The organism is Falsiruegeria litorea R37 (genome assembly GCF_900172225.1).
In the GTDB taxonomy this organism is placed as follows: Bacteria; Pseudomonadota; Alphaproteobacteria; order Rhodobacterales; family Rhodobacteraceae; genus Falsiruegeria; species Falsiruegeria litorea.
In genome coordinates this window covers 205,257-230,020 of record NZ_FWFO01000002.1, presented here as the reverse complement: position 1 = coordinate 230,020, position 24,764 = coordinate 205,257, and the positions used below count along the sequence as shown (strand labels likewise).

The 24,764-nt window shown below is 60.7% G+C and carries 21 protein-coding genes; 13 read left to right on the top strand and 8 right to left on the bottom strand.

Translation table 11 applies throughout. The features are described 5' to 3' along the window. Positions 1-68: 68 nt before the first annotated feature. A complete protein-coding gene (locus TRL7639_RS14675; RefSeq protein ID WP_085796617.1) occupies positions 69-974 on the bottom strand; it encodes a LysR family transcriptional regulator in 906 nt (301 codons plus the stop codon). Between the two features lie 100 nt (positions 975-1,074). On the opposite strand from TRL7639_RS14675, the gene metF reads away from it, so the two are divergent. After that, entirely contained in the window at positions 1,075-1,941 is an 867-nt protein-coding gene (gene metF, locus TRL7639_RS14670; protein WP_085796616.1) for a methylenetetrahydrofolate reductase [NAD(P)H], read from the top strand. A 57-nt stretch (positions 1,942-1,998) separates the two neighbouring features. Then, entirely contained in the window at positions 1,999-2,451 is a 453-nt protein-coding gene (locus TRL7639_RS14665; RefSeq protein ID WP_085796615.1) for a PaaI family thioesterase, read from the top strand. 125 nt (positions 2,452-2,576) lie between these two features. Here TRL7639_RS14665 and TRL7639_RS14660 read toward each other — a convergent pair whose 3' ends face one another. The 3 genes from TRL7639_RS14660 to TRL7639_RS14650 are packed head-to-tail and all read right to left on the bottom strand — an operon-like array spanning position 2,577 to position 7,117. Continuing rightward, entirely contained in the window at positions 2,577-3,653 is a 1,077-nt protein-coding gene (locus tag TRL7639_RS14660) for a T6SS phospholipase effector Tle1-like catalytic domain-containing protein (protein ID WP_085796614.1), read from the bottom strand. Beyond that, complete coding sequence (locus TRL7639_RS14655; RefSeq protein ID WP_085796613.1) at positions 3,631-5,928, bottom strand: xanthine dehydrogenase family protein molybdopterin-binding subunit; 2,298 nt, start codon at positions 5,926-5,928, stop codon at positions 3,631-3,633. The genes TRL7639_RS14660 and TRL7639_RS14655 overlap by 23 nt, the downstream gene beginning before the upstream one ends. Before the next feature lie 46 nt (positions 5,929-5,974). Continuing rightward, positions 5,975-7,117 (bottom strand): type III PLP-dependent enzyme, encoded by a 1,143-nt coding sequence (locus tag TRL7639_RS14650; RefSeq protein WP_085796612.1) that lies wholly within the window; start codon positions 7,115-7,117, stop codon positions 5,975-5,977. 104 nt (positions 7,118-7,221) lie between these two features. On the opposite strand from TRL7639_RS14650, the gene TRL7639_RS14645 reads away from it, so the two are divergent. Then, the gene (locus TRL7639_RS14645) at positions 7,222-7,659 is read left to right on the top strand and encodes an Lrp/AsnC family transcriptional regulator (protein WP_085796611.1); all 438 of its coding nucleotides are present in this window, start codon (positions 7,222-7,224) and stop codon (positions 7,657-7,659) included. A 166-nt stretch (positions 7,660-7,825) separates the two neighbouring features. Here the strand turns inward: TRL7639_RS14645 and TRL7639_RS14640 are convergent, their stop codons facing one another. After that, positions 7,826-8,707 (bottom strand): LysR family transcriptional regulator, encoded by an 882-nt coding sequence (locus TRL7639_RS14640; protein ID WP_085796610.1) that lies wholly within the window; start codon positions 8,705-8,707, stop codon positions 7,826-7,828. A gap of 108 nt (positions 8,708-8,815) precedes the next feature. Between TRL7639_RS14640 and TRL7639_RS14635 the strand changes: the two genes are divergently transcribed. The 6 genes from TRL7639_RS14635 (at position 8,816) to TRL7639_RS14610 (ending at position 16,360) form a co-directional block, all read left to right on the top strand. Then, on the top strand, positions 8,816-9,715 hold the full coding sequence (locus tag TRL7639_RS14635; protein ID WP_085796609.1) for a phytanoyl-CoA dioxygenase family protein: 900 nt from the start codon (positions 8,816-8,818) through the stop codon (positions 9,713-9,715). A gap of 36 nt (positions 9,716-9,751) precedes the next feature. Further along, complete coding sequence (locus TRL7639_RS14630) at positions 9,752-10,351, top strand: HD domain-containing protein (RefSeq protein ID WP_085796608.1); 600 nt, start codon at positions 9,752-9,754, stop codon at positions 10,349-10,351. 81 nt (positions 10,352-10,432) lie between these two features. Then, positions 10,433-11,200 carry a dienelactone hydrolase family protein gene (locus tag TRL7639_RS14625; protein ID WP_133057660.1) on the top strand — a complete coding sequence of 256 codons (768 nt, stop codon included), beginning with the start codon at positions 10,433-10,435 and terminating at the stop codon, positions 11,198-11,200. 351 nt (positions 11,201-11,551) lie between these two features. Further along, positions 11,552-14,707 (top strand): valine--tRNA ligase, encoded by a 3,156-nt coding sequence (locus TRL7639_RS14620; protein ID WP_085796606.1) that lies wholly within the window; start codon positions 11,552-11,554, stop codon positions 14,705-14,707. 120 nt (positions 14,708-14,827) lie between these two features. Next, positions 14,828-15,991: a benzoate/H(+) symporter BenE family transporter gene (locus tag TRL7639_RS14615; RefSeq protein ID WP_085796605.1), complete on the top strand. Its 1,164-nt coding sequence runs from the start codon at positions 14,828-14,830 to the stop codon at positions 15,989-15,991. Between the two features lie 39 nt (positions 15,992-16,030). Then, complete coding sequence (locus TRL7639_RS14610) at positions 16,031-16,360, top strand: DnaJ family domain-containing protein (protein WP_085796912.1); 330 nt, start codon at positions 16,031-16,033, stop codon at positions 16,358-16,360. 274 nt (positions 16,361-16,634) lie between these two features. On the opposite strand, the gene TRL7639_RS14605 is transcribed toward TRL7639_RS14610, so the two are convergent. Together TRL7639_RS14605 and TRL7639_RS14600 are read right to left on the bottom strand one after the other, a co-directional pair. After that, positions 16,635-17,417, bottom strand: coding sequence for a crotonase/enoyl-CoA hydratase family protein (locus TRL7639_RS14605; protein ID WP_085796604.1), 783 nt, complete (start codon positions 17,415-17,417; stop codon positions 16,635-16,637). A gap of 78 nt (positions 17,418-17,495) precedes the next feature. Next, entirely contained in the window at positions 17,496-18,566 is a 1,071-nt protein-coding gene (locus TRL7639_RS14600) for an SMP-30/gluconolactonase/LRE family protein (RefSeq protein ID WP_085796603.1), read from the bottom strand. A gap of 244 nt (positions 18,567-18,810) precedes the next feature. On the opposite strand from TRL7639_RS14600, the gene TRL7639_RS14595 reads away from it, so the two are divergent. From TRL7639_RS14595 to TRL7639_RS14585, 3 genes are read left to right on the top strand one after another with little or no spacing between them, the layout of a single operon-like run. After that, on the top strand, positions 18,811-19,710 hold the full coding sequence (locus TRL7639_RS14595; RefSeq protein ID WP_085796602.1) for an aspartyl/asparaginyl beta-hydroxylase domain-containing protein: 900 nt from the start codon (positions 18,811-18,813) through the stop codon (positions 19,708-19,710). Positions 19,711-19,766: 56 nt separating this feature from the next. Next, the gene (locus TRL7639_RS14590) at positions 19,767-20,891 is read left to right on the top strand and encodes a pyridoxal phosphate-dependent aminotransferase (RefSeq protein ID WP_085796601.1); all 1,125 of its coding nucleotides are present in this window, start codon (positions 19,767-19,769) and stop codon (positions 20,889-20,891) included. 49 nt (positions 20,892-20,940) lie between these two features. Beyond that, positions 20,941-21,120: a hypothetical protein gene (locus TRL7639_RS14585; RefSeq protein ID WP_085796600.1), complete on the top strand. Its 180-nt coding sequence runs from the start codon at positions 20,941-20,943 to the stop codon at positions 21,118-21,120. 253 nt (positions 21,121-21,373) lie between these two features. Here TRL7639_RS14585 and TRL7639_RS14580 read toward each other — a convergent pair whose 3' ends face one another. Continuing rightward, positions 21,374-22,582 carry a pyridoxal-phosphate-dependent aminotransferase family protein gene (locus TRL7639_RS14580; protein ID WP_085796599.1) on the bottom strand — a complete coding sequence of 403 codons (1,209 nt, stop codon included), beginning with the start codon at positions 22,580-22,582 and terminating at the stop codon, positions 21,374-21,376. A gap of 171 nt (positions 22,583-22,753) precedes the next feature. Here TRL7639_RS14580 and TRL7639_RS14575 point away from each other — a divergent pair, with 171 nt between their 5' ends. Beyond that, the gene (locus TRL7639_RS14575) at positions 22,754-24,610 is read left to right on the top strand and encodes an ABC transporter ATP-binding protein (protein ID WP_085796598.1); all 1,857 of its coding nucleotides are present in this window, start codon (positions 22,754-22,756) and stop codon (positions 24,608-24,610) included. Positions 24,611-24,764: the final 154 nt, after the last annotated feature.

The window sequence follows — 24,764 nt, the reverse complement described above, 5'->3', positions numbered from 1 at the left end:
CGCGCGGGGGCGGCGGCCATATGGGCGGGGTGCCTGCCCATATGGCCGCCGCCCCCGCGCCACCTCTCTTATTGCGATTGAAGCTTTTTTGCCTCGACGCTGGCCAGATTGATCAGTTTCTTCACAAATGGCTTTTCCAGATCCTCAGACCGAACCGCTGCATAAAGCCGTCGTGTAATGCCATTCTCCGTCAAAGGGCGGGTCACGTAATCCGAGCTGTATTTCACTTCTCGAACCACCCAATCGGGCAAAACCGAAATCCCGCGGTTCGAGGCCACCAAGAGCAAGATTACAGCCGTCAACTCAACCTGCCGAATCATGGCCGGCTCCACCTTGGCCGGGATCAAAAGTTGACTGAACACATCTAGCCGCGTGCGTTCGACCGGGTAGGTGATCAAGGTTTGCCCCCGGAAATCCTCGGCCTCGATAAACGGCTTTTTTGACAAGGCATGAGAGGCCGCGGCCACAAACACCGCATCGTAGTCGAACAGCTCGATGAACTCGACCCCCGGCAAATCCTCGGGGTCAGATGACACCACCAGATCGACCTCTTCTTTCTGCAACGCAGGCAGCGCGTCGAACGCCAGACCCGGGCGAATGTCCACATCCACATCCGGCCAGCTTTTGCGAAACAGCTCCAACACTGGGAACAGCCATTCGAAACAGGCGTGGCATTCGATCGCGATGTGCATCCGCCCCGCCTTACCATCCCTGAGCGATGAAAACTCTGCCTGCGCAGCCTCGACTTGGGGCAGAACCTGTTCCGCAAGACGAAGCAACCGCAGACCTGCCGCCGAGAGCTTCATGGGCTTGGATCGCCGAATGAAAAGCTCGACCCCGGCCTGATCCTCGAGCCCCTTGATCTGATGGCTGAGCGCAGACTGGGTGATGTTCAATTGATCCGCAGCGCGTGCCAGCCCGCCACAATTGTGAATGGCCTTGATCGTCCTGAGATGACGGAATTCGATATGCACGCCAAATGATCCTCATGTTGTTCTTGAGTATTATGAAATTGTCTCACAATGCTGCACATGCGACAAGAGCCGAAATCCGAGAGATATGAGTGAGACAAAAATGACCGCGCCTGACATTTCCTTTGAGTTCTTCCCCCCCCAGAATCTCGAGGCTTCGTTCCGCCTGTGGGACACGGTTCAAACCCTGGCGCCAATGGACCCCCGTTTTGTCTCTGTCACCTATGGCGCAGGCGGAACAACGCGCGACCTGACGCGCGAGGCGGTTGCGACCTTGCACAAATCCTCTGGCTTGAACGTTGCGGCGCATCTGACTTGCGTGAATGCAACCCGCGCGGAGACCCTGGCCATCGCGGATCAGTTTGCCGAGGCCGGTGTTACCGATATCGTCGCCCTGCGCGGCGATCCGCCCAAGGGCGAGGGCAAGTTCACGCCGCATCCCGACGGGTTTGCCAATTCGGTTGCGTTGATCGAGGCGCTCGCTGCCACGGGCAAGTTCACCATTCGCGTCGGCGCTTATCCCGACATCCACCCCGAGGCCGCGCATGCGCAGGCCGACATCGACTGGCTTAAGCGCAAACTGGATGCGGGCGCGGATGAGGCCCTGACGCAGTTCTTTTTCGAGGCCGAAACTTTTTTCCGCTTTCGTGATGCCTGCGCAAAAGCCGGGATCGAAAAACAGATCACGCCCGGCATTCTGCCGATCGAGAACTGGAAAGGCGCGCGCAACTTTGCCCGCCGATGTGGCACGACCATTCCGCAGTGGGTCGAAGAGGCTTTTGCCAAGGCTGTGCGTGATGACCGCGAAGACCTGCTGGCCACCGCGATCTGCACCGAGCTGTGTTCAGACCTGATTGAGGGCGGGGTCGACAAGCTGCATTTTTACACGCTCAACCGTCCCGAACTGACGCGTGATGTATGTCATGCCTTGGGGGTCGTACCCAAGGCCGACCTGCAGAACGTGGCGTAAAGCTTGTCGCCTTTTGCGCCCCTGCTAGCGTGGCGGCGCAGAAACAAGGGGGGCGCCATGAGCCAGACTTTCGACATCACCGACAAATCCGGTCTGGAACTGATGCAAGCCGTGTTGAATGGCGACATCCCCGGCGCGCCAATCGCCCGCACTTTGGGCTTTGCACCCCATAGTGTCGAGGCAGGTAAGGTGATCTTTCGCGGCACGCCCAACGAGGGCGCGACCAACCCACACGGCGGCGTTCATGGCGGCTGGTACGGCACGTTACTCGACAGCTGCATGGCTTGTGCGGTCTGGACCAAAGTGCCGGCCGGATCGACCTACACGACCTTGGAATACAAGGTGAATATCATCCGTCCGATCAAGCTGGGAACACAGATCGAGGCCATTGGTCTGGCCGATCACGTCGGTCGTTCGACCGGGATCGCACATGGCGAAATTCGTGGCGTCGAGGATGGCAAACTTTATGCCACGGGCTCGACCACTTGCATCGTCATGAAACTGGTATGACAGACGACACCAATCGTATTGAATGGCTCACCAAGCCTCGGGCGCCAATTTCTTTCAAAGAAATTGGGTCAGAAAATTTGAAATTTTCTGCCACCGCAAGAGGCAGATGTTGGACCGAACCTGAACTAATGTGACACGGTCGGATGCGCCATCGGGGCATCGGCCGCACCTGGCACGTCCTCTGGTTTGACAGTCTCGTGCAATCGTTCTGACCGGTCGCGCCCAACCGCACGCGCACCGCGCAGCAGAAAGATCTTGCCCCAACCTCGCCAGGTCCCCACCGAAGGGGCATCCGGGTCCGCAGGGAAACGCCTGCGCCAATCCTGCGGCAGAGGAAACCCGTGCTTCTCGGCTTTCTCCAGCATCCACACCAGGGACACATTGGCCAGCGGTCGCGCCTCTTCATACTCGCCCAACTGCCCCCCCACGTCCCCATGGCTGCCCCGGAACCAGACCTGCTCGACATGGCCTTTGAACCCCGGCGAGCATTGCCACAGCACCGGCGTGAACACCTGCCGGGTCTCATCCAGGGCCAGCGCGTGATAGCCATGCTGAATGCTGGGGCCCAACTGATGGTTGTGGAATGCATGGCGCGCTTCAGCCCAACGCCACAAGAGCGGCAAACGCATGCCCAACGCCTTGACCGAATCCCAAACCCCAACCATTTCGATCGGCGTTTCATCATGGCAATAGGCTCGCGCAAATGCTGCGGCGTGCGGTCCGCTGGGGTTGCATTCATAGTGACGATAGGCCTGCCGGATGTTGCGCACGGTGGCGTGTTCCGCCTTGAGCAGGCCGACCATGTCGATCACACCCGCCAGACTGCGCACGCCGTAAGCGCCGCGTGAATAGCCGATCAGAAAGATCCGATCACCAGGCTTGTAGCGCGACGCCAGATACCCATAGGCGCGGCGGATCTGCCGGTTGATCCCGCGCCCCATCATAACGTCCAGCGTCGTACGCCAGCTTTTCCACTGCACCCCAGCTTCGTAGAACACCGACACTTGCGAGCCCATCTCACAGGCCAAGCGAAACACCTGACCGGCATGCGTTTCACGCCCGGGCTCCAGCGTCGACATGGTGCCGTCCAGAATGATCACATGCGTTCGCGGTCCGCGATGCGGTGTTTCTGCAGAATGCTCGGACCGCAGTGGCCGTCCAAGCCAACCCAGAAGTTTCTTACTCAGCCGCGACAGCACCATCCTTGATCATTTCCCATACTTTGAGGGGTGTGAACGGCATGTCCGCCTGACGCACCCCCCGATCCCAGAGCGCGTCCTGCACGGCGTTTGCCACAGCGGCCAGCGCCCCGACCGTACCGGCCTCGCCGCAGCCCTTCATCCCCATGGGATTGGCCGTCGACGGAACCGGTTGCGAGGTAAACTCAATCATGGGCACGTCGGCGGCGCGGGGCAAGGCATAGTCCATCAACGTTGCCGTGAGCAGTTGTCCATCTGCATCATGCACAACATGTTCGGTGACTGCCTGACCGATCCCTTGAACCACCCCGCCATGCACCTGCCCCTCGGCCAGCATCGGGTTGATAAGGTTACCGAAATCATCAACCACCGTGTAACGGTCCACGGTCGTCACCCCGGTCTCGGGATCGATCACAACTTCGACAACATGGGCGCCATTGGGATAGCTGCGCCCGGGCAGCTGCGCCCGGGCCTCGTGTTTCAGCAGGTCGGTCCGACCGTCCGCGCGCGCCATCTCAGCCGCCTCAACCAGCGTTGGGGTCAGGTTTGACCCGGGTGCGCGGAATGTCTCGTCGTCGAACATGACGTCGCTCTCCTGAACCCCCATCTTATCGGCAAGATAGGGCGTGAATGCGGCCAGGATCACGTCGACCGTCGCCAGGGTGGCGTTGGCCTGCGTGGTCACGGAGCGGGACCCGCCCGTTCCCCCGCCTTGTGCGATGCGGTCACTGTCGCCCTGCACGACCCGGATCATGTCCGTCGGGATACCGGTCTGGTCGGCCAGGAATTGAGCATAAACCGTTTCATGCCCCTGCCCGTTCGACTGCGTCCCGACATAAAGGTTGACCGAGCCATCTTCGCAGAATTCGACCGTCGCACCCTCAGAAGGGTCGCCCAAAATACTTTCGATATAGTAACACAGGCCCTGGCCCCGCAGCAGACCGCGCTCGGCATCCGCCGCACGGCGCGCCGCAAAGCCCGCCGCCCCGGCCTGTTCCCCCGCACGCGACAGGATCATGTCGAATTCGCCCACGTCATAGGTCTCACCCGTTGCAGTCTTGTAGGGAAACGCCTCGGGCTTGATGAAGTTCTTGCGTCGCAGTTCCCACGGGTCGACGCCCAATTCGCGCGCGGCACGGTCCATGACCCGCTCCAGCACATAGATCGCTTCGGGCCGCCCAGCGCCACGATAGGCATCGACTTGGGTGGTGTTGGTATAAATGCCTTCGACCTGAAGCCAGGTGGTCTGCACATCATAGACCCCCATCAGCACGCGACTGAACAGGTTCGTCTGAATGGCCTGCGCAAAATGACTGTTGTAGGCGCCGAGATTGCAGCGCGTCTGCACGCGGTAGGCGGTGATCTTGTGATCCGCGTCAAAGGCCAGTTCGGCCAGTGAGGTCAGGTCGCGGCCATGGTTGTCGGTCAGCATTGCCTCGGTGCGCTCGGACATCCAACGCACGGGGCACCCCAAGACGCGCGCGGCGTGGGCAACGGGAATGTATTCGGGGTACGGCATCGCCTTCATGCCAAATCCACCCCCAACATCCGGGGTGGTGACATGCAGGTTCTCAGGCTCCATCCCCAGCTTGTCGGCAAGCTGTGCCTTCATGGCCCAAACGCCCTGCCCACCGTATGAGAAATGAAGGTGGTCGCCTTCCCACGCGGCGTGACATCCGCGCGGCTCCATCGAATTGGCGATGATCCGGTTGTCATGCACATCCAACGATACGACATGCGCCGCTGCGTCAAAGGCCGCTTGCGTCGCCTCTTCGTCACCCAACCCCCAATCAAATGCGCGGTTGTCTGGCGCCTCGGGGTGCAGCTCTGCTCCGCCCGGGGCCAGATCGGTCTTGGCGGGCAGATCTTCGGTGTCCATCCAGATCGCTTCGATCGCGTCGCGGGCCTGTTCGGGCGTCTCGGCCACCACCATGGCCACCGGCTCACCCACGAAACGCACACGCCCCCGTGCCAACATCGGGCGTTCAGGGGCAGCCGCCTTGGACCCGTCGCGGTTTTGCAGGGTGGTACCATCCATCGCCACCTTGATCCCCGCTGCCTCGAGATCCTCGACCGTCACGATCATATGCACGCCATCCATCTCGCGCGCGTCGTCCAGATCAAGCGAGGTGATGATCCCGTGCGCAACTGAACTGCGAAAGAAGGCGGCATAAAGCGCACCGTCCGGGGCCACGTCTTCCATGAACTGCCCCTGACCAGTCAGAAAGCGGACGTCTTCGACCCGTTTGACTGGCTGGCTTTTTCCGAACTTTTCCATCGCGCGCTCCCTGCTGGCTCAGGACGCGACGATAGCCCGTGAGGCCTCATTGTCCAGAGAAGGAAAGCACCGTCGCGACGTCGCGCAGACCATAGCCGTTGAACACGGTGGACATGGCTACAGAATAGGCACCCATGCCAGCGATCAACAGATAATCACCTGTCTGCGTGTCGTCGGGCAGAATAAGCCCATCCGGCAACCGATCCAGGCTGTCGCAAGTCGGGCCAAACACGATGCGCGCCGTCCCCAGGCCTGTGCGTTCAGTCCCCTCATCTGATACGACGCGCACCCGGTCCATCAGCCCCATGTCTCGCAGATCGACAAGACCGCCATAGATGCCGTCATTCAGAAACACGATGTGCCCGTCCTGTTTCATGCCCTTGATCCGGGTCGCCAAGACAAAAGCCTCGGACACCATGGCGCGCCCCGGCTCGCAGATGAGCGCAGGCGCGGCGTCCGCAAACACCCGATCTACCGTCTCGCGGATGGTCTTGAACACGCCTTCCAGATCTGGGGCTTGCCCATTGCGATGCGCGGCAAACCCACCGCCCACATTCAAACGCGCCAAGGTGACACCCGCCGCTTGCGCAATTTCGGCGGCGGCTTCGATGTAGCGCGCCCAGGCGCTTGCGTCCTCACATTGCGTGCCTGGGTGAAAACACAAGGACGACGACCAACCATTCTCTTGAACACGCCGCAACAGCGCTATGGCCTCATCCTTGGTCGCACCAAATTTCTCGCCAAAATCATAAGCCGCACCCTCAACCGGCAAGGCAAAGCGCACCGAGATTTCGCGGGATTTCGGCACATCTGCCAGTTTGTCCAGTTCTCCGGCATCATCCACCGACCAGCTTGCCACCTGATGCGCAATGCCGGCAGCAATCTCGACCTCGGACCGCACGGGGTTGTTGTAGTGTAAAACCGCATCTGGCAGGGCCGCGCGCACCGCCTGCATCTCAACCGGAGAAGCCACGTCGAAGGTGGTCACACCCGCCGCGACCAGATTGGCCAGCACCTCGGCGCGGTCGTTGGCCTTAACCGCATAGGTGACCAACCCGTCAAATCCCTGCTGGAACCGCCGCGCCGTCGCTTGCAGCACCGCAGGCGACAGATACATCACCGGATGATCCGGGCGAATTCGGCTCAGGTGGGTCTCCGGGGTGGCCCAAGGGGTCGAGAGATGCTGCATCGGTGCCTCACTGCTTTTTTCTTAGGATGCGGCGAGAAGACGTCGATTTCGCGGGGCGTATTGACTAATATGCAAGAAAGATTCGTCATTCTGCCGAGGCAGCCATGCAATTTGATGAAACCGATGCAAAGCTCCTGTCGCTCTTGGGGGACAATGCGCGCACCCCGGTGACGGAACTGGCGCGTAAATTGGATCTGGCCCGCACAACCGTGCAGGCCCGTATCGAGCGGCTGGAAAACGCAGGCGTCATCGCGGGATACACCCTGCGGCTCAGCGCGGCGGCGCGCCCGCCGCTGCAGGCCACGGTGCTGGTCTCGATCGAGCCGCGCACCGGACCCGCAGTCATAGGCCGCTTGCGCAGCCTTGCCGGGGTGGAGGTGGTGCACACTACATCCGGTCGGTTTGACCTCTTGGTGCAGGTCAGTGCCGCGACCACGGCTGAGCTGGACGAAACACTAGACCGGATCGGCGAGGCGCGCGGGGTGCGCTCTTCCGAAAGCCTGATCCACCTGTCGACTAAACTCGACCGCGGCGGGCGTTAGAGTTGGCTCGCACTCACACTCCCGATTGGCAAATGTGCGCCACTGTGGCGGCCGCCGCGCGCAGCGCGGCGCCCGGCCCAACGGGAGGAGGGCATCTTTGATGCACGTACGACAGGCGGGAGCCTCCCTTTCCTCTCCGCACATAGGCGATGAGAGAACGACAGATTCACGTTTGTGCCAGATAAGCCAAGAGCCAGTTCCGAAACACGCGTGCAGCCGGGCGCAGCGAAGCTTCATCCGCATAAACCAGATGATAGCCCTCCTGCCCTGGAACTTCGAAACCCGGCAAACAGGGCACAAGCCCGCTCATGGATGCGATGATGTCACTCGCAGGTGCACGGGCCAGGCAGATCCCGCCTCCTGCTGCAGCCATCGTCGCAGCCATGATCGTGTTGTCGACAAAGGTGTATCGCGCATTGGCTTGCGACAGTTTCAACGCCTCAAACACATAAGGCCATCCCGCCCTGTGCGAGGCAACTTCGATCAGTACGTGTTTCAACAAATCCTGGGGCGCTGTGATCCGTTCTGCCAACTCGGGCCGCGCCATTGGATAAAGGCGTTCTTGCAACAACGGGTCATGCGCTGCACCGAAAAGGCTGGGATTTCCAAAAACGATGTGCAGATCGGTGAACTGACTGGCGGTTTCACTGGCCTGATTGCTGGTGCCCAGCATCGCCCGCACGTCAGGGTGCTTTTCGTTGAACAAGGGGATCCCCGCAGCCAGAAACCCATGCGCAAAGAGCATGTTGGACTGCACAAACACCCGCTGCTGACGGCTTTCCCCAAACAGGCCCGTGGTCGCCGTCTCAAGCATCAACAGCGATTGCTGCACTGATGGCAGATAGCCCCGCCCTGCCTCGGTCAACGTCACCGAATGGGGGTGACGCACAAAAAGCCGCGCGCCCAATTGCGTCTCCAGCGCCTTGACCTGCTGGCTGACGGCGGCTGCGGACATGTTCAACTGCTGCGCCGCCCGCGCGAAACTTTCGGTGCGTGCGGCTGCTTCGAACACGCGCAGCCAATTGAGGGACGGGATGCGGGACGCCATGAGATATAGGCTAAGCAAAACTTAGCCTCAGCTGCAAGACTTCGCGTTCTGAGAATCTCGCCCTCTCGCCTAGCGTGAGCCAACACACGCGCAACTGCAGGAGCTCCCATGCCTCAGCCTCTCTCGCTGGACCACGGCCATCTGACCGCCGACCAAAGGAATAGGTATTGGTCAGATGGTTTCCTTTTCCCGATCCAGATCATGTCCCCCGAAGAAGCTGCGGAAACGCGCGCAGGATTGGAACAGATCGAACGTGACTGGCTGGCGACCGATCTGCCCAAACCCCTGATGACCTACAAACGCAACCACGCGCATATGGTCATGCCGCTGGCGGCCAAGCTGGCACGTGATCCCCGCATCCTGAACGCGGTACAGGGCATTCTGGGCCCCGACCTGATGATCTGGTCGGCCGAGTTCTTCATCAAGGAACCCCACACAAAACATGTGGTGGGCATGCACCAGGATCTGACCTATTGGGGCTTGGGCGAGACCTCGGATCAGGTCACGGCCTGGGTCGCGCTGTCGCCCGCGACCATCGACAGCGGCTGCATGGATTTTGTTAAAGGCAGCCACAAGAACCCGATCATGCCGCACAACGACACGTTTTCAGAAACCAACCTGCTGTCGCGCGGACAAGAGATTGCAGTGGATGTGCGCGACGAAGACAAGACCCACATCGAACTGCAACCCGGCCAGATCTCGCTGCACCATGGTCTGACATTCCACGGGTCCGGCCCCAATATTTCGGACGACCGCCGGATCGGCTTTGCCATCCGTTACATCAACCCGAATGCGCGACAAGAGGTGGCCGATCGGGATTATGCCATGATGGCGCGCGGCACCGACACCTCGGGCGCGTTTGTCCACGTACCGACACCAACTGGCCTGTTCGCGACAGAAGCCTTGGCCCTGCACCACGAAATTCAAACAGAGCAGACAAAAGCGCTTGCCGAGGGCCTGAAAAAGGATGTTTCTCTGTATCAGGGCCTCACGGCCGCAAACGACTAGGAAGGACCGGCTGTGGACAAAGTCAGTTTTACCCAAATGAAGGACGGCACCAAGGAAGAGTATGAGTTCCTGACCGCCCACGAGATCGACCACACCAAACACACCGCCGACCGGCTGTTGCAGGCGCTGGTCGATCTGGACGAAAGCCTGTCGGGCTATCAGATCACCCGTCTGGGACATTCGGTGCAATCGGCCACCCGCGCCTATCGCGATGGGGCCGACATCGACTGGATCGTTTCGGCCCTGCTGCATGACATCGGCGACATCTATGCGCCCTACAACCACGACGAATACGCCGCGACGATTTTGAAGCCCTTTGTGCGCGAGCAATGTTCCTGGGTCGTGCAAACCCATGGCGATTTCCAGATGCTCTACTATGGTCATCACCTGGAAGGGTTCGATCAGAACAAGCGCGAGCGTCATCGCGGTCACCCCTATTTCGAAGACAACGAAGTGTTCTGCGAACGTTGGGACCAGGCCTCGTTCGATCCCGAATACAAGGATCTGCCGCTGGAGTTTTTTGCGCCCATGGTGCGCGAGGTCTTTGAGCGCACGCCCTATGATCCAGAGGTGATCCGCCCCGGTGCGCGCGAACCGCTCCAGAACACGGAAATCGCGGCCGCTCGGTCCGAATAGAGCCCAAAGCGATCAAAAAAGCAGCAGAACTGCAGGATTTCGGCCCTTTTGGGCCGAAAACACTGCGTTTTTGCGCGATACGTGGATTTGGCATGTGTACTGCGCTATGTCGCGGATATGTCCTCGTGGGAACCCGATCGAACCTTTGATTTCACCGCTGCGCTGAGCACCGGTCGCGAGGCCACGCATACCGTGCATGTCCGGGGCGACGGCCCCCCGATCCTGTTGCTGCAGGAGTTGCCCGGCATCGGCCCGGAAACGCTGGATCTGGTCGATCGCCTGACGGATTCAGGGTTTCGCGTCTACCTGCCACACCTCTTTGGCACATTCGGCAAGGTGACAATGACGCGCAACGCCCTGCGCATGCTCTGCATCCGACGCGAATTCAACGTGTTCCTGAAAGGCCGACAAAGCCCGATTTCGACCTGGATGCGCGCCTTGTGCCGCCACATCCGATCCGAAGAGGACGCCTTGGGTGTTGGCGTGATCGGTATGTGCCTGACAGGCAGTTTCGCACTTGCACTGATGGCGGATGAGGCAGTTCTGGGCGGCGTGGCCAGCCAGCCTGCCTTGCCGCTTTTTGGCGGCGATACGTTGCACATGAGCGAGGCTGACATCACCGAGGCGCGTACTGGGATGAAAAGCAAAGGCCCCGGGCTTGCCATGCGGTACACCGGCGACCGGGTGGCCCCTGCCCGCCTGATGCGCGCCCTGGAGAGCGCCTTTGGGGAAGACCTGCAAACGGTCGAATTCCCCGGCAATGACCATTCCCTGCTGACGCTGCATTTTCATGACCCGGCGTATCACAGGGTCGAGGCCTATTTTCATGAGAGGTTTGCGCGGGCCTGACGCGTGCTCTGGTCGACGATCTCCCTTGTGCTGCTGGGGCGCTCCCGCGCCCGCACAATCCCGACTTCGTCGGCACCGTTGGCGGGCTTGGGCCGGGCGCCTCGCCTGCGGCTCGGCGCGGTTCCGTCTTAGACATCTGTTTCACCACTTTCGCCAACCGCCGAGCGCAGCGAGGCCCGGCCCAACGGGAGGAAGGCATCTGTGGTGCCTGATCGACGGGCGGGAGCCCACCGGTCACCATGACACAAACCGGACGTCTCGCACGGTTCCCATCGACAAACCCTTCCCCTTACCGCCCCCATTCGCTATTGCAGGCGCTGACCCCGAATTCGATGACGCAGGACACATCAGATGGCGATGGAAAAGACATTCAACGCAGCCGAGGCCGAAAGCCGCCTCTACAAGGCCTGGGAAGAGGCCGGTTGCTTCAAGGCAGGCGCGAACAAATCGCGTGACGAAAGCTTCACCATCATGATCCCGCCGCCCAACGTCACTGGCGCGCTGCATGTGGGCCATGCCTTCAACAACACGCTCCAAGACATCCTGATCCGCTGGCACCGGATGCGCGGCTTCGACACGCTCTGGCAGCCCGGGCAGGACCACGCCGGCATCGCCACCCAGATGCAGGTGGAAAAGATGCTGGCCGCCACGCAGCAGCCCTCGCGTAACGAGCTTGGCCGCGAGAAATTCCTGGAGAAAGTCTGGGAGTGGAAAGGCGAGTACGGCGGCACCATCGTCGAGCAGCTCAAGCGCCTGGGCTCCACCTGTGATTGGTCGCGCAACGCCTTCACCATGGCTGGCGCTGCCGGGGATCCGCGCACGGGCCACGAAAACTCCCCCAATTTCCACGACGCCGTCATCAAGGTGTTCGTCGAGATGTACAACAAGGGGCTTATCTACCGCGGCAAGCGCCTGGTGAACTGGGACCCGCACTTTGAAACCGCCATTTCGGACCTTGAGGTCGAGAACATCGAGGTTGCGGGCCACATGTGGCACTTCAAATACCCGCTCGCGGATGGCGTCACCTACACCTACATCGAGAAAGACGAAGACGGGAACGTGATCCTCGAAGAGGAGCGCGACTACATCTCGATCGCCACCACGCGCCCCGAAACCATGCTGGGCGACGGCGCGGTTGCCGTGCACCCCTCGGACGAGCGTTATGCGCCCATCGTTGGCAAGCTCTGTGAAATCCCCGTGGGGCCAAAAGAGCACCGCCGCCAGATCCCGATCATCACCGATGATTATCCCGATCCCGATTTCGGTTCGGGCGCGGTCAAGATCACCGGCGCGCATGACTTCAACGACAACATGGTGGCCAAACGCGGCGGCATCCCGATGTACCGCCTGATGGACACCAAAGGTGCCATGCGGGCCGATGGCGCGCCCTATGCCGAAGAGGCCGGCAAAGCCCAGGAATACGCGCGCGGCAAAGCATTCACCGAGAATGAAATCGACGCGATCAACCTGATCCCCGACCACCTGCGCGGCCTGGATCGGTTCGAGGCGCGCGCCAAGGTTGTCGAAGAGATCACCGCCGACGGTTTGGCCGTCATGACCACCTCGGACGATGCGCGCCTTGGCCCCAAGCCCAAGCTGAAAAAGGGCGAAGAGGCCCCCGAGGTCACAGCCGTCCCACTGGTCGAGGCCAAACCGATCATGCAGCCTTTTGGCGACCGGTCCAAAGTTGTGATCGAGCCGATGTTCACCGACCAGTGGTTCGTGGACGCCGAAAAGGTCGTCGGCCCTGCGCTGGATGCGGTCAAGGACGGCACGGTCAAGATCATCCCTGAATCGGGTGAGAAGACATACTACCACTGGCTGGAAAACATCGAACCCTGGTGCATCTCGCGCCAGCTGTGGTGGGGGCATCAGATTCCGGTTTGGTATGGCCTTGACCTGTCGGCCGAGAACTTCAAAGACGACGAAAACGACGGTCAGCTTGATCTGGTCGAACTTGGTCGCCTGCTGAACGAAGGTGGCATGTTGCACCGCGGCAATGTCATGGAGTGTGCCGCGAGCTTTGAGGACGCCATCGAAAAATTCCTCGATGACAATGCAAACATCCCCAGCCCGCTGAGCCACGCGACCGTCATCGAGGTCGCCGACAAGCATGAGGCGATCCATCAGTTCGCCGAGAGCCTTGCCCAATATGCGGTTGATCAGGACCCGACCAAACTGGTCTACCCGGTTTGGCGTGATCCCGACGTCCTCGACACCTGGTTCTCCTCCGGCCTCTGGCCCATCGGCACGCTCGGCTGGCCTGCGGACACCGAGGAAATGCAGCGCTATTTCCCCACGGACGTTCTGATCACCGGCTTTGACATCCTGTTCTTCTGGGTGGCGCGCATGATGATGATGCAGCTGGCCGTGGTCGATCAGATCCCGTTCCACACCGTCTATCTGCACCAGCTCGTCCGCGACGAGAAGGGCAAGAAGATGTCGAAAACCACCGGCAACGTCATTGACCCGCTCGAGATCGTGGACGAATTCGGCGCCGACGCCCTGCGGTTCACCAACGCCTCGATGGCGGCGATTGGCGGCGTGCTGAAACTCAGCCGCGACCGCATCACCGGCTATCGCAACTTTGGCACCAAGCTGTGGAACGCCTTCAGCTTTGCCGAACATTACGAGATCCCCTACGCCGGTGAAAGCGTCCGCCCCGAGGCAACCCAGACCCTGAACAAATGGATCATCGGCGAGACCGCCAAGGTCCGCGAAGAGGTTGACGCGGCACTTGACAGCTACCGGTTCAACGATGCGGCTTCTGCGCTCTATGGCTTTGTCTGGGGCAAGGTCTGTGACTGGTATCTGGAATTCTCGAAACCGATCCTGCAGGGCGACGATGCGGCGGCCAAGGCCGAAACGCAGGCGACGCTGCGGTGGGTGCTGGATCAGTCGTTGATCCTGCTGCACCCGATCATGCCCTTCATCACCGAAGAGCTCTGGGGCCACGCCGATCAACGCGCCAAGATGCTGATCCATGCCGATTGGCCGACCTACACGGCGGCTGATCTGGTCGACGCCGAGGCAGACCGCGAGATGAACTGGGTCATCGGCCTGATCGACACGGTGCGTTCCGCGCGTGCGCAAACCCATGTGCCCGCAGGCCTCAAGGTCGCGCTGCTGGTGTCGAGCCTGGATGACAAGGGGCAAGAGGCCTGGGACAACAACCACGTCCTGATCCAGCGCCTGGCCCGGATCGAAAGCCTGACGGCCGTGGATGAGTTCCCCAAAGGCACCGTAACCATCCCGGTTGCGGGCGGCACCTTTGGCCTGCCGCTGGCGGACATCATCGATGTGGGTTCTGAAATCGCGCGGCTTGAGAAAACTCTGGGCAAGCTGACCAAAGAACTTGGCGGTCTGCGCGGGCGTCTTAAAAACCCGAAATTTGCAGAATCCGCACCCGAAGAGGTGGTCGAAGAAACCCGCGCGAACCTCGCTGCGCGGGAAGAGGAAGAAGGCAAGATCAAGCAGGCCCTGGCCCGCCTGCAAGAACTGGCCTGATCTTCACCTTTTTTCAAATACTCAAATTCCAAACCCCGCCGCGCACGCCACGGCGGGGTTTTTGATTGCCTTCTCAGCGCGCTGATTGTTAGCTCAGCCCAATTGAGCACGAGGCCTCGAATGACGCGTCCCTTTCCACCGTTGCAAACCATCTCAACCGGCCTTGTCGTGGCAGTCGTGGGCTTCTTCAGTTCCTTCCCCATCGTGTTGCAGGGCCTCAACGCAATGGGGGCCACGGCGCCACAGGCGGCCTCCGGCCTGATGAGCGCGGCGCTTGCGATGGGGGTAACGGCCATCGTTCTCAGCCTGCTCTACCGCCAGCCGATCAGTGTGGCCTGGTCCACGCCAGGTGTGGCGCTCCTTGCGGCGTCGGTGCTGCCCGCCGGCGGCTTTGCAGAGGCGGCAGGCGCCTTCCTCTGCGCCGGCGCCCTGACGGTGCTGGCAGGACTGTGGCGACCTTTGGCGCGGTTGGCCTCGGCCATCCCAACCACGCTGGCCCAGGCCATGCTGGCTGGTGTTCTGCTGCCCTTGTGCATTGCGCCTTTCCAAGCCGCAGTTGCGCTTCCAGAGCAGGCCCTGCCCGTCATCCTGACCTGGTTCATTGCGGGGCGGTTCAACCGCCTTTTCGCCGTCCCCGCCGCTGTCATCGCAGCCGCCGTCATCGTTGTCCTGAATGCCGGAGACGCCAGCCTGGTCCCCGACCAGGTTCTGAGCACACCGCTCTGGATCACACCGACCTTCTCTCTGGCTTCGGTCATCAGCATCGGATTTCCGTTGTTCATCGTGACCATGGCAACCCAAAACATCCCCGGCATAGCGGTGATGCGCAGCTTTGGTTACACTCCCAAACCGCGCCCGCTGTTTGCTTCTGTTGGTCTGGCCAGCGTCCTGACTGCTCCATTCGGTGCCCCGGCCACCTGTCTCGCCGCAATCACCCAGGCCATGTGTTCGAACGAAGACAGCCACCCTGACCTGGCCCTGCGGTACTGGTCCGCCGCTATGGCGGGCGTGTTCTATTGTATTCTGGGCATCTTTGCGGCTGTGATCACCGGCTTTGCCGTTAACGCTGACCCGCTCCTCATGGCCACCCTCACAGGGGTCGCGCTGATGGGGGTTCTGGCTAACGCCACCCACGCCGCCTTGGCCGTGACCCAAGAGCGCGAGGCCGCTATTGTGACCTTTGCCATCACCGCCTCGGGCATCACTGTCTTTGGACTTGGCGCCGCGGTCTGGGGGCTGTTGGTTGGTGGGGTGATCTACATGCTGTCCCACAAGGCGACGTGACGCATTTTGGATCAATCAGTAAGCGGCTATATGAATCGCATGAAGAGTTTTCGAAACCTGATAGAACGCCAGATCCAAAAGGCGCAAGCCGAGGGGCAGCTTGACAACCTGCCAGGCGCGGGTAAGCCTCTGCCCGATCGGTCTTCCGAAGCAGGCGGAGACGCGGCAATGAACACCGCGCACAGGATCATGGCCCAGGCCGGGGTCCTACCCGAAGAGTTCAAGATCAAGAAAGAACTCGATGCCGCCCGTGCTGAATACCCTACGTTGACGGATCCAGAGAAACGCAAGGCCGCCATGGCGCGTCTGGCCGATCTTGAAATGCGTTACCACATGGCCCAGGACGCCCGCCGCAGCTTCATGCGCTGATCCCGGTACTGTTCCCAAAACCAGAGCGCTCCCGCCCGTCGTCAACGCCCCTGCCGGGGCATTTCCTCCCGTTGGGCCGGGCCGCGCTTCGCGCGGAAGGCGGCGCTCCATTGCCACCTAAAACACTAAAAAATGGAATTTTTTCCAAGCGACCAGCTGCAGGCGGGCCAGGCGCCGCGCAAAGCGCGGCGCCTGGCCCAAGGCCGCTAGCGGGGCTGACGCAGTCAGGTCTGCTCGGGCGCGGGAGCACCCCCCGCCCCCCAGTCTCTGATGCTTATTTGAAAATCGGCGCACGCCCCTGCAGGTTTGCGGCGATCACTTCCATCTGTTCGGCGCCACCGATCAGTTTGCCCTGCTCCGCACTCTCGGCCAGAAGAACATCCTGGCGGCCATGGCTTTCGGCGATGTCGATCAGACGTTTCGCGGCCCGAATAGCGCTTGGGCTCTTGCCTGCGATCTCCTCGGCCAGCGCCAGCGCTTCGGTCAGCGGGTCTTCGGAAATCGAGGTCACCAAACCCCAGGTCAAGGCCTGATTGGCGTCCACCGGACGCGCCGTATACGTCATCTGGCGCAGTGCATCCGATCGCATCAGATGGGGCAACAGAACCATGCCCCCCATGTCCGGGATCAGTCCCCACTTCATTTCCATGACCGAGAATTTCGCAGCTGGCGCGGCAATTCGAATATCAGCTCCAAGCGCCAGTTGCAGGCCACCGCCATATGCGGCGCCCTGGATCGCCGCGATGACGGGCACCTTGACCCGGCGCCAGACCAGCGCGACCTCTTGGAACAGGTTCGCGTCCTCATGCGTGCGTTCCATGATCCAGTTGTTGTCTCCGCCTGCCGCCAATGCGCCAAAGCTTGCCATATCCAACCCGGCACAGAACGACTTGCCCTCGCCCGACAGAACCACGGCACGGGCGTCCGAAGCCGCAACCTCTTGCCCGGCAGACACGATGGCCTCGATCATCGCCTTGTCGAGCGCGTTCATCTTGTCGCCCCGTGTCAGGGTCACCCGGGCAATGTTGTCCTGATATTCAACCGATACACGTGCCATGGCTGGCCCCTCCTCAATCACTGGTGGGCGCAGTCTGCCGCGAACGGCGCGCCCACGCCACCGAAACGTCGGGGAACCTCAGGGCATGTCGGCCAAGGGCATCCGACCGAACCCAGGCGAATCGAGCGTCATGACGTAGAACTGATCCCTGACAACCCGCGCGCCAGTGGTGATACCCAACCGCCCATCGGGATCTTGCAATGTGCGCAGGATGGTGCCGTCCGCATCAAACTGAATGACCATGCCGCGTTCGATCGGAGCAGGCCGCACTGCTGAGCCAAGGCGCCAGATCACCTTGCGCAGGAATGGATAGGGCATCAGAACTTCAGCCGGTACGCGGGGGCTTGCGAAAGCCAGCCAAAATGTGCCGTCCTCCTGACGCTCAAGGTTGTCGGGATAGCCCGGCAGATTGTCCAAAAACACCTCGCGCTCGCCCGCCTTTGTCCCAGTCAACCACAACCGATGCACCCGTGCGCGCCCTGTTTCATTGATCAGCAGGAAATCCTCGTCCGGCGACAGGGCCACGCCATTGGTATAGACAAACCCGGTTGCAATCTTTTCCACCGCTCCGTCCGGGGTCGCGCGGGCGACATAGCCGGTGTCGGATTGTTCCCAAATGGTCAGAACCGAAGTCGGCTTGGTTCCCCCCATGGTTTCCGGATCAAACCGGTCCGAGGAGTTCGAGAAATAGATCGTCCCGTCCCTGGCCACATCCAGCTGGTTGGCATAGATCACGGGCTCTCCGTCAATTTCGGACACGACGCTTTCCAAACTGCCCGGCCCGGTCCAGCGCATAACGCCACGAAAGCTGTCGGCGATATGGAGCGCGCCATCCGGCCCTGCCTTGAGGCCAAGGGGACGCCCGCCCAAGCGATCGACTTCAACCGGCTCGGCCCCGTCGATCTGGTACAAAACACCGGACAGGCTTGTGGTGAAAACGCGCCCGTCGGGCATCACGGCCAGGTCCTCAGGGCCGATTTCACCGTCCGGCAGCGCCACGATCTCGGCAGTATTCAGTGCTGCGTTCTCGGCAAACTCGGCAACAAAGCCACGATCCTTGGGCGGTTCATAGGCAACGGGCTCGACCGGAACGGGCCAAAACAACAAGTACCCAAGCCCCGCCAAAACCAAAATCAAAAGAATACGCATAACCGCCCTGTCCCTTTGCCAAACTGAAAGAAACCTGCAACCTAAGGTCGACCAACGCAACCCGTTGTCTGGGCCGATTGTTCGTTCAGGACTTTTTCGAGAGCCATTCCATCGGCAACAGCCCGCCAAGACGAATGTCTAAATGTGTAAAAAGTGAACACGTCCCTCTTGCGCGCTGGACTGCGCATCTGCATATGCGATCAAATCAGAGTTAAACGATAAGTTTTCCTGGGAGGGGTTTTCCATGGGGTTCGCCATTCTGGCCATTTTTGTGCTGTGTTCGATTTACGTGCAGACCCGTGGGAAACTGCGTCACGAACTGATCCGCCGCCGGATCACCGATCACGCCAACCTCTTTGCGCCGTTGAACTGCCTGTTCTACGCTTTTTCCAAGGTGCCGACGACGCCTTACGTCGACCCGGCCCTGTTCCCCGAGCTAAAGCCGCTGCAGGACAATTGGGAAACCATTCGCGACGAAGCGGTGCAGCTCAACAGCGCCGGGGCGATCAAGGCGTCCGATGATCTGGACGACATCGGCTTCAACTCATTCTTCAAGACAGGTTGGACCCGGTTCTATCTGAAATGGTACGGCTCCTCGCTGGGGTCTGCCAAGGAAACCTGCCCGGTGACGACGCAGATGGTGGAACAGATCCCCTCGATCAAAGGCGCGATGTTCGCCAGCCTGCCGCCCGGCGCCACGCTGGTTCGGCACCGCGACCCCTTTGCCGGTTCGCTGCGCTATCACATGGGTCTGACCACACCCAACGACGATGGGTGCTATATCAATGTGGACGGCGAGAACTACTCGTGGCGCGATGGCGAAGTGGTGATGTTTGATGAGACCTATATCCACCACGCGGAAAACACGACCGATGCCAACCGCATCGTGCTGTTTCTGGACATCAAGCGCCCTGTGACCTTTGCACCGATCAACTGGATCAATACCGCGTTTTCCAACATCGTCATGTCCGCCTCGGCCACCAAAAACGTACCCGGTGACAAGGTCGGTGCCGTGAACAAGGCCTTTGCCTGGATCTATAAGGTGCGCGCCTTTGGCAAGCGCATCAAGGCGTGGAACAAGACAGTCTATTACGCGATCCAATACGGTATCTATGCCGGGATCATCTATCTGATCTTCTTCTGATGCAGCCTGACGCGCGAGGCTTGCGAGAGCCCGCGCGCTGCGGTTATCTGCGAAGCATGACACAGTTTCGTTTCACCCCCCTCGCCCAATCCCTGCCTGCCACCGTGCCTTTTGTCGGACCCGAGACACAGGAACGCCAGCGCGGCGCGCCCTTCGACGCACGCCTCGGGGCGAACGAGAACGTCTTTGGCCCCTCTCCCCGCGCAATCGAAGCGATGCAGAAGGCCGACGCCGACATCTGGATGTACGGCGATCCAGAAAATCACGATCTGCGCCACGCTTTGGCCGCACATCACGGCATTTCGCACGAGAACATCGTTGTCGGCGAAGGCATCGACGGGCTTTTGGGGTATCTGGTGCGGCTCTTTGTTGGCCCCGGCGACGCAGTGGTGACCTCCGAAGGCGCTTATCCCACCTTCAACTACCATGTGGCAGGCTTTGGCGGTGTGCTCCACAAAGTGCCGTATGTCGATGACCACGAAGATCCTGCATCCCTTTTTGCCAAGGCCGCCGAAGTGGACGCCAAGCTGGTCTATCTCGCCAATCCCGACAACCCGATGGGCACGTGGCACGCGGGCGCTGACATTGTCGCCGCGATGGAGGCCTTGCCCCGGGGCTGCCTGCTGGTGTTGGACGAAGCCTATGTGGAATGCGCGCCCGAGGGGACAGCCGCGCCTGTGGCTGTGGATGACCCCCGCCTGATCCGGATGCGTACGTTTTCCAAGGCCTACGGCATGGCTGGCGCCCGAGTGGGCTATGCCCTTGGCGCGTCTGAACTGATCTCGGCCTTCAACAAGGTCCGCAACCATTTCGGGATGAACCGAGCCGCGCAGGCCGGAGCATTGGCCGCTTTGCGAGATCGCAATTGGTTGACTCATGTGCAGTCTGAAATCAGCACCGCCCGCGGTCGCATTGCCCAGATCGCCGGGGAAAATGGCCTCTGCAGCTTGGCATCGGCCACCAATTTCGTCGCAATCGACTGTGGTCAAGATGGGGTATTTGCCAAGGCCGTGCTGGATGCGTTGATCGCCAAGGGGCTGTTTGTGCGCATGCCCTTTGCCGCGCCGCAAAACCGCTGCATTCGCATCAGTTGCGGCCCTACGCGGGATCTTGATGCCTTCGCCGCGGCGCTGCCCGGCGCGCTGGAGGTTGCACGGGGCCGCGCGGACACGGGCGCGTGACCTGACAAATCCCACCTCTGCGCTATGATATCAGCCAGAGGAGAGTATCGTGCAAGACAAGCCGCCGGGCCGCGCGCCCGACTACACCACTGCCGCGTTGACCATGTTGGGCGTGAACCTGATGTGGATCCTCTGTGCGATTTGGGCGTTCTTTGGCTTTGGCGTTGCGTTAATCCTGGCCGCGCTGTTGAATGCAGGCATCGCCCGGCTTGGGCGACGGGCAAGTTGAAGCCATGGGCGGGGTACTCCCGCGCCCGCGCCAACCTGACTGCGTCAGCTCAGCGAACGGCCTTGGGCCGGGCGCCTCGCCTATCGGCTCGGCGCGGTACCGCACATCGCTGACCTTACAACTCTTGTCTTGCAGGGGGCGGCGCAGCACCCGCCGCCGCGCAAAGCGCGGCGGCCCGGCCCAACGGAAGGCGGGCATCTTTGATGCTCGACCGACGGGCGGGAGCTCCCCCGAACCGTTCAAGGTCCGGACCTTACCCGTGTCCGATGACAGCTGCCGCCGCTTCCAGCGCACCTTTGCCACGTGGAACATCCAGCGCAGCCAAGCCTGCTTCGACACCGCCCAGCATCCCCATGACCATGTGGCCGTTCAAATGTCCCATATGCCCCAAGCGAAAGAAATCATCTCGCTTTGGATCATCGGGCTCTGCCATGCCCAAACCAATCCCCAGGGTCAGCCCCAGGTTGCCCTCTACCCAATTGCGCAACGCGGTACCGCGTCCCTGATCCAGGCGTAAAGACGTCACGGCGTATGAGCGGAACTCGGGGTCGCTCACATTCATCGTCACTGCACAACCTTCAGCCCAGACCTCACAGGCGGCCCAAATGGCGCGGGCCAGAACCTCGTGCCGGGACCAGACATTTTCCATTCCTTCGCGATGAATCATGTCCAGGGCCTGACGCAAGCCATAGAGGTGATGGGTCGGCGCTGTGCCGTTGAAATACTGATAGAACTCGTCCGGGTGCGCGCGCGGCGTCCAATCCCAATAGCCCGACACCCGAGGCATCGACGCCCGCTTGGCCGCCGCCTTGTCGTTGAAGAACACAAAGGCTGTACCAGGCGGCACCATCAGCCCCTTCTGGCTACCGGTGACCGCCACGTCCACGCCCCAAGCATCCATCTCGAACCGGTCACAGCCCATCGACGCGATGCAATCGGCCATCAACAGTGCGGGGTGGTTCAACTCGTCCAGCAGCGCGCGCAATGCAGGCACGTTGTTGCGGATCGAGGTAGAGGTATCCACATGCACCGCCAGAACGGCCTTGATCAGATGCCCTGTGTCGGCCCGCAAAGCGTCGGCGATCTGGTCCATGTCCCATGGGCTGGACTTGCCGAAATCCAGGATCTGCGTCTCGATTCCCAACCCTTGCGCGGTCAGCGCCCAGCCGTGCGCAAACCGCCCGGTAGCGGGCACCAGAACCCGCTCACCCGGTGCGATCGTATTGGCCAGAGCCGCCTCCCACACGCCATGGCCATTGGCGATGTAGATCGCCACATGGTGTTCAGTTCGGGCAACGCGGCGCAGATCCGCCGTCAGGCCCGGCATCATGTCGATCAATTCACCGTCGTAGATATTCGGCGCGGCACGGTGCATAGCTTGCAAAACCGCATCGGGCATCACCGAGGGGCCCGGAATGGCAAGGTAGTGGCGGCCCGATACTGGTGTCGAATTCGTTGTCATTTGAATGCCTGTTTTCTCTCCGACGGCCACCCTAGCGAACGCGTGCGCGGCGTCAATTCACCAAACGGCAAGCACGCTGCAAACTTGCGCCTTGGCTGTGACGTGCTTAAATGGGCGCGTCATGACCCAAAACCTGTCGACACACCCCCTCCCCCAACTGAAAGCAACGCCATGAGTGTAAAACACAAATCAAGCCGTGAGCTCATGGGCTGGCTCTGGCGGGGATATCTGCACAAACACCTGCCGCTGTTGGGGTTTGCGATGATTTTCATGCTGCTCGAAGGCAGTATGGTCGGCGTGCTCAGCTATATGATGCAGCCAATGTTCGATGACGTGTTTGTGCAGGGCAACACAGGTGCGCTGAAATGGGTAAGCCTGGCGTTTCTGGTGATCTTTGCTGTGCGCGGCGGCGCAGGCGTTGTTCAAAAAGTCCTTTTGGTTCGGATTTCCCAGGAAACAGCCGCACATCTGCGCTTGGATCTGCTCAACCGCTTGATCCGGCAGGATACTTCCTTCCACCAGACTCACCCGCCGGGGTTCCTGATCCAACGGGTTCAAATGGACGTCTTTGCCGTCAATCAGGTCTGGCAGGTGATCATCACCGGCGCCGGCAGAGACGCGGTATCGCTGGTCGTGCTCATTGGTGTTGCGATCAACGTGGACTTTGTTTGGACCGCCGTGATGCTGATCGGCGTGCCGGTTCTCCTGCTGCCAGTTGCCGCAGCACAACGCTATGTTCGCAAGAAGGCGGCCCAAGCCCGTGATCTGGGGGCTGATCTGTCGACCCGATTGGACGAGATTTTCCACGGCATCGTTCCGGTCAAGCTCAACAACCTCGAGACCTATCAGGTCGATCGTTTCACCGGGCATATGAGCGGCTTTGTCCGCTCTGAGGTGCGCGCAAGTTTTGGTGTGGCATCGATCACGGGCCTGATCGATGTGATGGCCGGTGTCGGCTTTATGGGCGTGCTGCTCTATGGCGGATCCGAGATCATCTCGGGCGAGAAGACCGTCGGTGAATTCATGAGCTTTTTCACAGCCATCGGCCTGGCTTTTGATCCGATGCGTCGACTTGCTTCGGTCAGCGGCACATGGCAGGCCGCAGCTGCAGCTTTGGAACGCATCAAGGACCTGATGGATGCGCCGATCAAGCTGTTGTCTCCGGAAAAACCTGTTGCAGCTCCCTCGGGCCGCCCCGATATCTCGTTGAAGGACGTCGAGCTGAACTATGGCGATGCCAAAGTATTGCGCGGGCTAAACCTGCATGCTGAAAGCGGCAAGACGACGGCATTGGTTGGGGCCTCGGGCGCTGGCAAGTCAACGATCTTCAACTTGCTGACGCGCCTGGTTGATCCGCAATCCGGCTCGGTCCGCGTGGGCGATGTCGAGGTGCGCGATATGGCGCTCGACAAGCTGCGCGATCTCTATTCGGTGGTGTCACAGGAGGCGTTGTTGTTTGACGATTCCCTGCGCGAGAATATCTTGCTGGGGCGGACAGATGTCAGCGATGCACAGCTAAAGGATGTGCTAGACGCGGCCCATGTCTCGGACTTCCTGCCCAAGCTGGACAAGGGGCTAGATACGCTGGTTGGCCCACGTGGATCGGCGCTGTCTGGTGGACAACGCCAGCGGGTTGTGATCGCGCGCGCTTTGCTACGAGATACACCCGTTCTTCTGTTGGATGAGGCCACCAGCGCATTGGATGCGCAATCCGAAAAAGTGGTGCAAGAAGCGCTTGACCGGCTGTCTGGCGGCCGTACGACAATCGTAATTGCACATCGCCTTTCCACAATCAGAAACGCAGACAAAATCGTGGTAATGGAGCGCGGCGAGGTCGTGGATGAAGGCACGCACGAAGAGCTTCTTGCACGCGGCGGCATCTATTCCGATCTCTACCGCCTGCAATTCCAAGACGGCAAAACAGTGGTCGACCCCGAGGGAGTGGCCGCGCTGACACCTCAGTCAAAGAAGGAGGATCTGCGTCAGACTTCTTGGGTGCGACGTGTCTTCGGACGCCTCATGTCCTGAGGTGTCAGCACCTCAGTCTACCGCGTGAGCAACTTTTCAAGGCGCAGCTCTGTTCGCTGCCAAGGTCACAGGGGCCTTCAATTCTGCCGCTCTATCGGCCCCTCATCCCTGCTGAAAGGGCAACATTGCGCGTTCGCCCGAACATTCAATCCCT

Coding starts and splice junctions, on each gene's coding strand:
- metF (WP_085796616.1), top strand. CDS start 1,075: ATGACCGCGCCTGACATTTCCTTTGAGTTCTTCCCCCCCCAGAATCTC.
- TRL7639_RS14590 (WP_085796601.1), top strand. CDS start 19,767: ATGACACAGTTTCGTTTCACCCCCCTCGCCCAATCCCTGCCTGCCACC.
- TRL7639_RS14605 (WP_085796604.1), bottom strand. CDS start 17,417: ATGGCACGTGTATCGGTTGAATATCAGGACAACATTGCCCGGGTGACC.
- TRL7639_RS14580 (WP_085796599.1), bottom strand. CDS start 22,582: ATGACAACGAATTCGACACCAGTATCGGGCCGCCACTACCTTGCCATT.
- TRL7639_RS14620 (WP_085796606.1), top strand. CDS start 11,552: ATGGCGATGGAAAAGACATTCAACGCAGCCGAGGCCGAAAGCCGCCTC.
- TRL7639_RS14610 (WP_085796912.1), top strand. CDS start 16,031: ATGAAGAGTTTTCGAAACCTGATAGAACGCCAGATCCAAAAGGCGCAA.
- TRL7639_RS14640 (WP_085796610.1), bottom strand. CDS start 8,707: ATGGCGTCCCGCATCCCGTCCCTCAATTGGCTGCGCGTGTTCGAAGCA.
- TRL7639_RS14595 (WP_085796602.1), top strand. CDS start 18,811: ATGGGGTTCGCCATTCTGGCCATTTTTGTGCTGTGTTCGATTTACGTG.
- TRL7639_RS14615 (WP_085796605.1), top strand. CDS start 14,828: ATGACGCGTCCCTTTCCACCGTTGCAAACCATCTCAACCGGCCTTGTC.
- TRL7639_RS14630 (WP_085796608.1), top strand. CDS start 9,752: ATGAAGGACGGCACCAAGGAAGAGTATGAGTTCCTGACCGCCCACGAG.
- TRL7639_RS14655 (WP_085796613.1), bottom strand. CDS start 5,928: ATGGAAAAGTTCGGAAAAAGCCAGCCAGTCAAACGGGTCGAAGACGTC.
- TRL7639_RS14645 (WP_085796611.1), top strand. CDS start 7,222: ATGCAATTTGATGAAACCGATGCAAAGCTCCTGTCGCTCTTGGGGGAC.
- TRL7639_RS14600 (WP_085796603.1), bottom strand. CDS start 18,566: ATGCGTATTCTTTTGATTTTGGTTTTGGCGGGGCTTGGGTACTTGTTG.
- TRL7639_RS14575 (WP_085796598.1), top strand. CDS start 22,754: ATGAGTGTAAAACACAAATCAAGCCGTGAGCTCATGGGCTGGCTCTGG.
- TRL7639_RS14665 (WP_085796615.1), top strand. CDS start 1,999: ATGAGCCAGACTTTCGACATCACCGACAAATCCGGTCTGGAACTGATG.
- TRL7639_RS14660 (WP_085796614.1), bottom strand. CDS start 3,653: ATGGTGCTGTCGCGGCTGAGTAAGAAACTTCTGGGTTGGCTTGGACGG.
- TRL7639_RS14635 (WP_085796609.1), top strand. CDS start 8,816: ATGCCTCAGCCTCTCTCGCTGGACCACGGCCATCTGACCGCCGACCAA.
- TRL7639_RS14650 (WP_085796612.1), bottom strand. CDS start 7,117: ATGCAGCATCTCTCGACCCCTTGGGCCACCCCGGAGACCCACCTGAGC.